Here is an 11,772-nt window from a genome sequence, read left to right as displayed (position 1 = left end):
TCGAGATATGTTTATCTATTAACGCTCGGCAAATTTAACCCATTTTTTCGAACGCCAACGAAATAACATAATAATCCCCCTGAGCCACTCATCGGCAGCAATTGCTAGCCAAGCCCCGATCACGCCAAAAGCAAAATGAATGCCCAATAGATAAGCAAGCACAACACTTACCCCCCACATACTTGCAATCCCCATTTTGACTGGAAACACAATATCACCCGCTCCCTTAAGAGACGAAATAAACACCAGATTAAATACCCGCCCCATTTCCAATAGAATAGAGCCCGCCATAAGTCCTGCAGTCAGCGCCATCACCTCAGGGTCAGTGGTGAATAGATTGATAATGTCATAACGGAATAGGTAAACAATGGAAGTAATCAGAGTCGATACAATAAGACCAACTACAAAGTATTTTTGCACACGAATTAATATACTTGCTATCCAGCCCTTACCAACAAAATAACTGGTCTGAATTTGACTTGCTTGACCTAGCGATAAAGAGAAAGCAAAAGAGAGTCGGGCAATATTTTGTGCATAAGTAAATGCAGTTAATGATGCAGTCCCCATCTGCACAACAAAGTAGACAATCATCATTTGTGCCAAATTATAAGAAAGCACCTCACCTGCATTCATCACACCAATTGATAATATTTTTTTGTAAAAACGCATTGGAATAGAGAAACACTGCCTCATTGGCAAATCAATTTTTTTATGTGCGATCAAAAACCATAATATCAACGCACTCACAAATTGGCTAAATACCGTCGCAATCGCCACACCTTCAACACCATAAACAGGTAACCCAAAAGGTTGGTACAGGGCACAATAGTTACCAAAAATATTTATTATTCCGGTGAGCAGGTTAACAAGCATCGGAGATCGGGAGTAACCATGGCTTCTTAATATGGTAGAAAAAATTAAACCAAGGGTGACACTAATGGTTAATGAACCAGTGATAATCAGGTAGTCGTAACCAAATTTGGCAACATCGGGCTCTAGCCCAAAAAGTTGAGTAACCAGATCTGCACAAAAAAATGAAATCAATCCAAGAGTAAGGCCAAACACAATGCCGAGGTAGACACTTGCCACCCCGATTTTAGTAGCATCATCGTGGCGAGATGCACCATTGTATTGCGCAATTAAGATACTAGATGCGGTACTGATCATCATTGAAATAATGATTAATAAAAACGATATTTGACCAATAACCCCCACCGCAGAAACGGCTTTATCGGAGTAATGGCTCAGCATAAAAACATCACTGGTATTTAGCAGACTACGTAATAAAACCTCTAAAAAAATAGGCCAAGTAAGTGCGACAATACTCATTCGATTGTCCATCACGTTACTACTGTTTTTTAATTCCATTACTGCCACCTAGATTGCTAAACGACTATAGTACAAAAATAACCTCTAAAAATATAAGGTATTTTGCGTTATTTGCTGAACAATTAAATTCACTCAATAACAGCCGATTCACAACAACTTTCTATTAACGCTTTTTTATGCAAAAAATCACAATCAATAAACGAGGAGAAGCACACGCAAACAACATATCGTAATAGCATTGTTATATTTCATAACAAAATGCGTGATGAGAAAGGAAGAAAGTAACCAGTAATTTATTACAATCAAATTTTAGGTTGATATACATCCTATTGAGGGCATTCCGCTTTCTTACGTTTCAACTTCATATTACAAAGGGAATTTATAATGTTTTTGAATAAAAGCCGTTCAACGTTACTCCTATGCTCAACACTCATCAGTGGTTTATTAGTAGGCTGTAGCACAACCGATGCACCTAACCAAAATAATTTAGAGACCTCAATGAACGGCGAAATGCTGCGTAATGGTCAATTTGTGAATGGCAATGATGATTGGTGGGTTGCAGGTGGGAAATTAGCAGTCAAAGGCACAGAAGGCTGTATTAACGTCACCAAACCTGGCAGCAAACCTTGGGATGTGATTTTAGGTCAAGGTGGATCAGGTTTAATCAAAGGTGCGAGTTACACGTTAGCCTTTACCGCTCGCGCGAATATCGATACCAGCTTTAAAGCCATCATTCAGCATGAAGGCGCACCTTATACCAAATATTTTAGCAAAGATGTTTCAGTAACGAGTAAAGCGACACCGTTTTCTTTTACCTTCACTCAACAAGAAAAAAGTGATCCTAAGACAGATTTCCAACTACAATTAGGCGCTCAAAAACAAGCAATGATCTGTGTTAGCAATCTATCCCTAACTAAGGGTTAACAAGGCTGTTCCACCAACCTCTCTAATCATACCCAACCATCACGTAACCATGATTGATGGCTACAAGCTTCACCATTAACCATGGTGAAGCTTGTAAAACATCAACAAAAATCAGCAACAATACATCTCCCCTACACACACAGCACCTTCTAAAAAGGCTAAAAATCAACACTAAAATTCCAATATATATAATAAAAAATAAGAGGGTCCGCTATGAAACAGATTCATGGTGTGAGGAATTAGCGAGCAGTAACACGCATTAATTAAATCTCACAATGGCATCGTTACCTCTCATCACTGAATACGTGATGACAAACGAAAATGGCGAATATTTAGTCATTATAATTATCTCTAATTACAAAAATAGTGAATCGATATTTCAACTATTTTGAGGGTATCAGCTTCACTAACACTTTTTAAGATCTACACCACAGAGGGACATTACAATGTTTTTAAATGGAAAGCAGTCATCTTTACTACTATGTTCGACCATTGTCGGCGGACTTTTATTCGGCTGTACAACAACCGAAGAGAGTGTAATAAAAGATCAGGACACATCAAGTAACAATGAAATGTTACGCAATACTGAATTCGCTGGTAGTGATGGTTGGTGGGTATCAAACGCTATAATCACCACAAAAGCAGGGGAAGCCTGTATTCAAATTGATAACCCAGGGAGTCAAACGTGGGATGTTATCCTTGGGCAAGGCGGAATCGGGTTAGGCCAAGGAGATAGCTATACCTTAGCATTTACTGCTCGCGCTAATGTAGAGACTGAATTTACAGCATTGATTCAACATGAGGGTGCACCCTATACACAGTATTTGAATGAAAATATTGCCGTAATAACCGATAAACAATCATTTAGTTTTACTTTTGTACACACAGAAAAAAGCGATCCAAAAACAGAGTTTCAACTTCAATTAGGAGCTAAAATACCAGCAAATATTTGCATCAGTGATGTTTCACTAAACGGTGAAAACTTTAAAATTGTAACTGAAACGGCAGCCGTTCGTTTAAATCAAGTAGGCTTTTTCCTCAACGCTGAAAAAATAGCGACCATTAAAAATGACAGTAAACAACCTGTCGCTTGGCATGTTGAAAATAAAAATGGTAAACAATTACTATCAGGTAAAACAACGGTGTTTGGTCTAAATAAAGGCTCTGGTGAATTTGTTCATAATGCTGATTTTTCTGCAATCAAAGAAGACCAAGAAGATCTAGTACTTATCGTTGACGGCAGTTCGAGCCACCCTTTTCAAATTAATGATGATATTTATAGTGAGTTAAAACATGATGCATTAGGTTACTTTTATCAAAATCGTAGTGGTATTGAAATTAAAGAAGAGTTTGTACAACGCGCAAATTTAGCGCGCCCAGCAGGACACCCAAATGAACGTGTAAGTTGTTTTCAAGGGACTGACAGTAAAGGTAATAATTGGCCGGGTTGTGACTTTACAATGAACTTAACCGGTGGCTGGTATGATGCTGGAGATCACGGTAAATACGTAGTCAATGGCGGTATCAGCACATGGACCTTATTAAATCTATATGAACGTTCATTATGGGTAGATCACGCATCTGAACCTTTCTCTGATGGTCAACAAGCGATACCAGAAGCGGGCAATGGGGTAAATGATCTATTAGATGAAGCACGTTGGAATATGGAATTTATGTTAAAAATGCAAATTCCTGAAGGTAAAAAAGTATTTGCACCTGTCGGTAATCAAGAAAAAAATATTACCAACTTAACACTGACTGAGATTGATGCGTCAGGGTTAGTTTTTCATAAGATCGCAGATGAAAGATGGACAGGCCACCCTTTACCTCCACACTTAGATACTATGAAACGCTCAGTCGGACAGCCAAGTACAGCTGCAACATTGAACCTAGCAGCAACGGCCGCACAATGTGCACGTATCTGGAAAGAGATTGATAGCGATTTCTCACAACAGTGTTTAGCAGCTGCTCAGCGCGCTTGGAAAGCAGCAAATCAACACTCTGAAATTTATGCTTACGATAATTTTACAGGCTCAGGTCCATACAACGACCTTAAATTAGCTGATGAATTTTACTGGGCAGCAGCAGAGTTATTTATTACAACCGGTGAAGACAAGTACTTTACTATAGTGTCTGAATCACCTGTTTATTTGGCAACACCTGTTGGTGATGCAAGTGGCGACGGAGACCTATTTTGGCAAGACCTAAGCTCAGCGGGCACAATCAGCCTTGCATTAGTACCGAGTAAACTAGATGAAAAGCAACGACAAATGGCGCGTGACAACATTGTAAAAAGTGCCAATAATATTGCCAAGCTCGTTGTAACTGAAGGTTACCATATCCCTTATGGACCAGAACAATACCCTTGGGGCTCTAACTCAAACATAGTAAATCGTGGCATATTCCTTACTTATGCAGCAGATTTTTCTGGCGATATGCGTTATATGCAAACCTTAGCCCATGGTATGGATTACATTCTAGGTCGCAACCCAATGGATCAATCATACATTAGCGGCTACGGTTCAAACCCACTGAAAAATCCACATCACCGTTTTTGGGCGCATCAAGCAGCAGAGTCTTCACCGAAACCAGCACCAGGTGCCTTATCTGGTGGGCCAAACTCGATAAGCTTTAGCGACCCTATTGCGGCGGGCTTAAAAGGTAACTGTACCGGACAAACCTGTTTCGTTGATGATATCGGTGCTTGGACACTCAATGAAATAACCATTAACTGGAATGCCCCACTGGTCTGGGTAACAAGCGCGTTAGACGAGCAGCGTTTACAATAACCTCTAGTCATCTAAAATGAAGAGCAAATTAAGTTTGCTCTTCATTTTTTCATTGCTTAATGATTTATTGACCGCTATTCAAAAACAAATCGTACTGCGCAACACCTCAATTGCAAGGTTTATTACAATTTTCAATTCATCTGCTCTTCCTGTTCTGTTTTTTATCCGTCACATTAACCTAATACCAAAGGAATTAATAAAGTGATCATTCTTGCTAGTTAAAATTATCCCTAACTGCGTTGTGAGTTTTGAAGTGAGAACAACTATCTCCTGCAACTCACGCCTTATCAGTAATAATTTTTCCTACGCAAACTCTGATCACCTATTAAATTCCATTGGTATATCAACTCATTCTATTTATTTAAGGATCGTTATGCGTAATACTCTAACCGAGATGGAATTTCATGAGAGTGATGCCCCTGTTTATGAGCCTCAAAGTGATAAAGAAAATTTATATTTTAAACAATCAGTCGGTATTGCAAATGTCATCTATCAAGCTGCACATGAAAATAATCATGTGCACATCGACCAAAAGGGACAAGGTGAGCTATTAGGGAAATGGTTATATAACGAACAACAAGATAAAAAAGAAAAACGACTAAAGAGTACAATAGAACTCTTTATGGACTCTAGCTTAGCGCCGAATGCCAGTATTGGGTTACATAAACATAGCGATACAGAAGAGATCTATTACCTGCTCGAAGGGCAGTTACACATTGAGTTAATCGATAAGAAAGGTACTATTTTTCAGCAAGTGATTACTGCGGGTGATACCCATTTAATTCAACCCGGAGAGAGTCATTTTGTAAAAGCAGGTGCACAAGGTGCAAGGTTTATCGTTGTTGCTGCAAAAGTTGATTAGCAAGCGATTGCACAGCGTGCTGAACTTAACCACCCACTTTCTAAATCACTTACTGACAGTGGACGAGAATAATAATAGCCCTGTATATCGGTAATGCCACAGTGATTAGTTGCGATTAATTCCTGTGCCGTTTCAACGCCTTCTGCGATAACAGATAAATTAAAGTTGTTTGCAAGGCTGACAATGGTTTGCACTATTTTTTGGTTGTCTAAATTATTATGAAGATCACTGATAAAGGCACGATCAATTTTTAATTGATCAACGGGCAATAATGGCAGGTAAGATAAACTTGAATAACCCGTACCAAAATCGTCAATACTGACCAAAATACCTTGGTTTCTGATCTGCTTTAGTAACGGAATCGTCTCTTCGATATTACCCATCAGTACCCCTTCTGTGAGTTCTACCTCTAGGAATCTGCCAGGTACTTGGTAATGTTCCATTTGTTGAAATAGATAGTTGATAAATTTAGGCTGACGAAGTTGTATTGCCGATACATTGATTGAGACTCTTGATACAGGAATATCATTATCAAGCCATAAGCGGATCTGTTTTAAAACACTTTTTATAACCCAGTTCCCCAACTCAATAATAAACCCATTTTTCTCGGCAATCGGAATAAATACAGCCGGAGAAATAGAGTGTCCAGCCCCTGTTTCCCAACGTAATAGGGACTCAACACCAACTAAATCCCCGGTGGTTGAATTAACTTTGGGTTGGTAAACTAAGCTAAATTGTTGTTGTAATATTGCGTCATGAATTTGGTTGGATAAGTTCATCTCATAAAGCAGTTCGTCAGCAAATTTCTTAATAAAATAGACACAGTGCTTATGGTTGTTCGCTTTACTTTGATGCATTGCTAAATCAGCATGTTTTAGTAACGTATCGAAATCTTGACCATCCTGAGGCGCGAGCGTAATGCCAAAACTTGCTCCAATATTATAACTGGCCTCTTTGATAGAGAATGGCGCATCGAACTTTTCTAATAAAGCAGCTAATAATGCTTCGACTGTATTCTGTTGTTCAACATAGTGATGAACAACAGCAAACTCATCGCCACTTAATCGGGCGATAATCGTGTTTTCATCAACTAAGTGCCTTAATCGATCCGAAATCTGTATCAGTATTTGATCACCATTGCTGTGACCAAGAATATCGTTAATCATTTTGAAATTATTCAAATCAAATAAAATGACGGCAAAGTGACTATTTTCAACGGCTAAGAGTTTATTTACCTTATTTTTAAAATAAGTTCGATTGGGTAATCCCGTTAATTCATCATGGTAAGCCATGTGTGTTAGTTTTTGTTGGGCATATTTACGTGGCGTTATATTCCTTGCCATACCTGCAGTGCCAATAACCTGATTTTTATCATTAAAGACTGGCGCTTTTATGGTTTCGGCCCATTCAACTACTCCGTCTAAGCCCATGACTTTCTCTTCAACACAAAGTATTCCTTGCGTCTCCATGGTTCTCAAGTCATCTTCAATGTATTTTTTTGCCAAACCTATATCCGCACTTATATCGGCATCTGTTTTACCAACGATCTCTTTTCTAGAGAGGTTAAATGACTTAGAGAATTGCTTATTAACGAATAAAAACTGTGATTTTTGATTTTTAATCCAGATTAGGTCAGGGATACTATCTATGAGTGAATGAAGGTAGTAATTATTTCGATTTAACTTCCTAAATTTACGTTCAATAATCAACCAGCGGAAACTAATGACAACAAGCGTGGTCAATAAAATTATTGAAAATAATTGCATAATTCAATGTATAGCCTCTGATAAATAGTGGCGTAACTATAATGGGAGTTTTAAACAGGTGATAGGCAAATATATCAGTAATGTGAAGCGAGATATTGCTCAGTTATCAAACCTTACAACACCAATTTAAGTAATAAAAATTCATTTGTATTAACATAACAACAGTTTATCCTATCAAAACATAAGCTTTACTCTCTTTCTCTACGGAAATACTGAGCTTTCGAGATTTTTCACTCCTCTAGTTAATTAATATTATAAAATGACTTTATTACGTTAAATAAAATGCGCTAGGTTGTTTTTCTAATCTAAAATATCTGTGTTAATAGATCTGCTTCTTAGCGATTACGCTATTAAAAGTAAAAAATAACATCTAGAAAACCAGTCTGGATAAAGCTGCTAAGCAGATTTCAACTAGGCATACTGGTAATATAACAACGACTAAGCCCGCTTCTTCTCACTAATAATAAGTCCGAGATATCTATGTTTTTTGAGTCATTACAATTTTCTTTTTCTATTATTGGACCTATCTGTTTATTGCTCTTTTTAGGATGGTTTTTAAGAAAAACAGAAATAATCGATGATGCATTTATTGAGACAGCCTCAAAGTTGGTTTTTAAAGTCACCTTACCAACGCTGCTATTTTTGAGCATCATTAAAACTAACCGCGATGTAGAGATCGATTTCGAGCTAATTATTTACTCTGTGATCGCCAATTTTATTTTTTTCCTGCTGAGTGTTGTGGCAACCAAATTCTGGGTAAAAGAAAAAAGTGCACATGGCGTGATTATTCAAGGCGCCTTTCGCAGTAACATTGCCATCATTGGCTTGGCTTATGTAGCTAATGTTTATGGTGATTCAGGGCTTGCATTAGCGGCGGTTTATGTCGCCTTCCATACCATGTTATATAACATTTTAGCGGTCGTCATATTGTCACCTAAGCAGGAAGGGTTTAACCCGAAGATGTTATTTGGAGTAGCCAAATCTATTGCCAAAAATCCATTGATTATAGGTATTATGCTCGGAATTTTATTTTTCTTGTTGGCGATTCCCGTACCGCAAGTGATCATTAACACCGGACAATATTTTTCAAATATGACCCTACCGGTAGCATTATTGTGTACTGGCGGCAGCTTGAATTTACAGGCACTAAAAGATAACAGCTTTAATTGCCGTTTCTCTACGACCTTAAAAATTGTAGTGGCACCGATCTTAATCACAACCGGAGGTTATTTATTTGGCTTCACAGGGCAGCAACTCGGTATCTTGTTCTTTATGTCGGCAGCGCCAACAGCGGCTGCAAGTTATGTAATGGCTCGTTCGATGGGGCATAACGCGGATTTAGCAGCAAATGTGATTGCAATGACCACTATCGGCTCCCTTATTACCACCAGCCTTGGCATCTCATTTTTATATTGGTTACAACTGATGTAAGAGCGATTGATTATGGACCAGTAAAATAAAAGCCTCCGAAGAGGCTTTATTGATAGCAATGTTGTTAAGTCGTTTTTATTTTTTAGCTTTTAGGTCAATCTGATATACCGCAAAACCAAGATCGTCCTGCTCAGGTAATTTAGTCATCGAGCGCTGTGCATAGGTTTTAATAAAACTATCTGCTGTCATACTATCTTGAGTTTCAAAACGGATATCTAATGCGACAGAGCTGTTGATATCCAGAAAGTCCCAATTATTATCTGCAGATGGGTCAACTGCCCCATTAGCCGCTGTTTCAGCACTGATATAGGCCGCTAATACATCACGGTTAGTATCAGGTTGCTCCATTACAACATACTCGGCACCAGTGCCTGCAAACTTACCGCCAAATGCACGATAGTTGTTGGTCACCACAATAAACTCTTGCGCCATCAACGCTTTGCCACTGATTGCTTTACCACTTTGATCGGTATAAGTGAGGCCAACGATACGTTCTGAGTCTGCATTCTTAAGCGCACAACTGCCATCAAACTTGTTTGCTTGGGTGACATCAATTTTATAGCTAACGCCATCAATCACATCAAAGTTATAAGTACGATGATCTTTCCAGTTAATTAGATGTTGCGGCGCAGTGCTGTTTGCATCAATTTGATTAAACTGATTGGCACTACATTCAAGCCAATCTTTTAGTTCGGCACCTGTTACTTTTAGTGCCACTACCGTATTTGGATAAAGATATAAATCAGCCGCATTTTTATAGGTCAAATCACCACTAGCAACTTGTACATATGAATCAACATCAGAAGCGGCACTGTGGCGACCACCCGCTTTAAAGGGCGCTGCTGCCGATAACACTGGTAACGCTTTTAAGGACTCACCCTGTGATGATGCGACTTGGTCTTTTGCGTATTGTAATTGTGCATTAGAGACAATTTGCACTGTTGGATCATCTTGCACCAATGTCAGGTAACTAAACATATCACTGGTTGCTTTACCGATCGGCGCATTAACAAAATCAAGTGTTGCGGCATGCTCTACTTTTACCGCGTTGTGGATATCTTTATCAGCCTCAACAAGTGCTACTTTTTTTCTTGCTTCGTTACGTTTAAATATTGGGCGAGACTCCGATTTTGCACTGCTCACTGTCCATTTGTTATCGCTATATTGAAGCGCTAAATCAATCACACCGAGATTATCACCCCAACGCCCAGGCATAACTGCAGGTACACCATTGATTAATCCATTTTCAATATCAACATTAGGCACACCGGCAAATTGTTTACTCGGGAAAACAGAGTGGCTATGACCAAACATAATGGCATCGATACCAGCAACCGTTGTTAATGAGTAGGTTGCATTCTCTGCATTAACATCACCTGGATTTTCACTAGAACCAATACCAGAATGTGGAATAGCAATAATGATATCTGCTCCATTGGCTTTCATTTCAGGAATAAATTTCTGCGCACTTTCTATGATTCCTTTTACGCTTACTTTGCCTTCAAGGTTTTGCTTATCCCATTGCAGTATTTGTGGAGGAACAAATCCGATATAACCGATATTAATAGTGCGCTGCTTGCCGTTACTATCAATAATGTTAGTTTTTTTAATTAGGTAGGGAGTAAAGAGGTTCTCGCCCTCTTTTTTCCCCTGCCAACAGTCAGCCAGACAATATACGTTGGCATTAATATAAGGAAATTCAGCACCTGCAATCGCTTTCTCAAGGAAGTCGAGACCATAATTAAACTCATGATTACCAATATTACCGACTTCATAGTCGAGTAGGTTCATCGCTTTATGGGCAGGATGAGTCGTAAACTCATTACCTTTATTGAATTCACTCGCAACGTAGTCACCCATTGGGCTGCCTTGAATCAGATCACCATTATCGACAAGAATAGTGTTGGCCACTTCTGCTCGCGCATTGTGTAAGACCGTTGCTGTGCGTGCTAATCCGATAGTAATATCATTTTTACTTTGATAATAATCGTAATCCATCACATTGGCATGAATATCAGAGGTTTCAAGCACTCGTAATTGTGCAGAGAAGTCACCATTATTTTGGCTAGAACTGCACGCTGTCAGCCCCACTACGGATGAAATTAATATTGCTAGCGCTGTTTTATTCAAAATATATTTCCTTTTATTATTTACACTAATAGCGCTAAATGAGTCATCAAAGGCTGTGCAAGAATGATCACTTTTAGCGCATTTAGTATTAATAAAGGCCCAATGAGAAAACAATTGAGCCTTTATTAAGTTAGTTATAAATACGATTGTCGTACTTATAACGCCTCTTCCTTAGGTTATTACTTTTATTTTGTACTGATATTAAGCTAACAAATAACGAGTTAATAAATTAACTTCTAGTTATCAAAATAGCTTAGTTAATGAATAACATTGAAAATGTGAGTTGAACGACAACAATTAAATTTATAATTTCGTTCTGTCAATAGCTAACAAAATATGTTGTTACTTTTACCATCAAAAGAAAACTTACCTAACTGCCTTTATTGCACCAAATTGATCCATTTCTTTAAATATTAAATAAACTATTTCCAATTTCTAGTACTAACCTAAAACCATAAAATAATTTTAACGTTTAAATAACAATCAGTTACATTTGAAATGTAAATTTAAAAAACAATACTTTTAGATTGGCGTGATTATT

Annotated in this window: 7 protein-coding genes; 4 read left to right on the top strand and 3 right to left on the bottom strand. The window is 38.2% G+C overall.

All coding sequences use genetic code 11. The features are described 5' to 3' along the window. Positions 1-18: 18 nt before the first annotated feature. Positions 19-1,368, bottom strand: coding sequence for an MATE family efflux transporter (locus QQK09_RS09240; protein ID WP_284203844.1), 1,350 nt, complete (start codon positions 1,366-1,368; stop codon positions 19-21). 345 nt (positions 1,369-1,713) lie between these two features. Here QQK09_RS09240 and QQK09_RS09235 point away from each other — a divergent pair, with 345 nt between their 5' ends. From QQK09_RS09235 to QQK09_RS09225, 3 genes are all read left to right on the top strand, one after another. Then, entirely contained in the window at positions 1,714-2,253 is a 540-nt protein-coding gene (locus QQK09_RS09235) for a carbohydrate binding domain-containing protein (RefSeq protein WP_284203843.1), read from the top strand. Between the two features lie 446 nt (positions 2,254-2,699). Further along, the gene (locus QQK09_RS09230) at positions 2,700-5,042 is read left to right on the top strand and encodes a glycoside hydrolase family 9 protein (RefSeq protein ID WP_284203842.1); all 2,343 of its coding nucleotides are present in this window, start codon (positions 2,700-2,702) and stop codon (positions 5,040-5,042) included. A 373-nt stretch (positions 5,043-5,415) separates the two neighbouring features. Further along, complete coding sequence (locus tag QQK09_RS09225; RefSeq protein ID WP_284203841.1) at positions 5,416-5,904, top strand: cupin domain-containing protein; 489 nt, start codon at positions 5,416-5,418, stop codon at positions 5,902-5,904. On the opposite strand, the gene QQK09_RS09220 is transcribed toward QQK09_RS09225, so the two are convergent. After that, positions 5,901-7,670, bottom strand: a complete 1,770-nt coding sequence (locus tag QQK09_RS09220) for a sensor domain-containing protein (protein WP_284203840.1) — start codon at positions 7,668-7,670, stop codon at positions 5,901-5,903. The two genes, QQK09_RS09225 and QQK09_RS09220, sit on opposite strands and share 4 nt — an antisense overlap. A gap of 474 nt (positions 7,671-8,144) precedes the next feature. On the opposite strand from QQK09_RS09220, the gene QQK09_RS09215 reads away from it, so the two are divergent. Continuing rightward, positions 8,145-9,101 (top strand): AEC family transporter, encoded by a 957-nt coding sequence (locus tag QQK09_RS09215; protein WP_431312588.1) that lies wholly within the window; start codon positions 8,145-8,147, stop codon positions 9,099-9,101. Positions 9,102-9,176: 75 nt separating this feature from the next. On the opposite strand, the gene QQK09_RS09210 is transcribed toward QQK09_RS09215, so the two are convergent. Beyond that, the gene (locus tag QQK09_RS09210) at positions 9,177-11,234 is read right to left on the bottom strand and encodes a bifunctional 2',3'-cyclic-nucleotide 2'-phosphodiesterase/3'-nucleotidase (RefSeq protein ID WP_284204117.1); all 2,058 of its coding nucleotides are present in this window, start codon (positions 11,232-11,234) and stop codon (positions 9,177-9,179) included. Positions 11,235-11,772 lie beyond the last annotated feature (538 nt).

It is taken from the genome of Psychromonas marina, assembly GCF_030161115.1.
GTDB lineage: Bacteria > Pseudomonadota > Gammaproteobacteria > Enterobacterales > Psychromonadaceae > Psychromonas > Psychromonas marina.
This window is presented reverse-complemented; position numbering and strand designations above follow the sequence as displayed.

What these genes read in the sequence shown, in the direction of transcription:
- QQK09_RS09235 (WP_284203843.1), top strand. Translation starts at nt 1,714, where the DNA reads ATGTTTTTGAATAAAAGCCGTTCAACGTTACTCCTATGCTCAACACTC.
- QQK09_RS09240 (WP_284203844.1), bottom strand. Translation starts at nt 1,368, where the DNA reads ATGGAATTAAAAAACAGTAGTAACGTGATGGACAATCGAATGAGTATT.
- QQK09_RS09220 (WP_284203840.1), bottom strand. Translation starts at nt 7,670, where the DNA reads ATGCAATTATTTTCAATAATTTTATTGACCACGCTTGTTGTCATTAGT.
- QQK09_RS09230 (WP_284203842.1), top strand. Translation starts at nt 2,700, where the DNA reads ATGTTTTTAAATGGAAAGCAGTCATCTTTACTACTATGTTCGACCATT.
- QQK09_RS09225 (WP_284203841.1), top strand. Translation starts at nt 5,416, where the DNA reads ATGCGTAATACTCTAACCGAGATGGAATTTCATGAGAGTGATGCCCCT.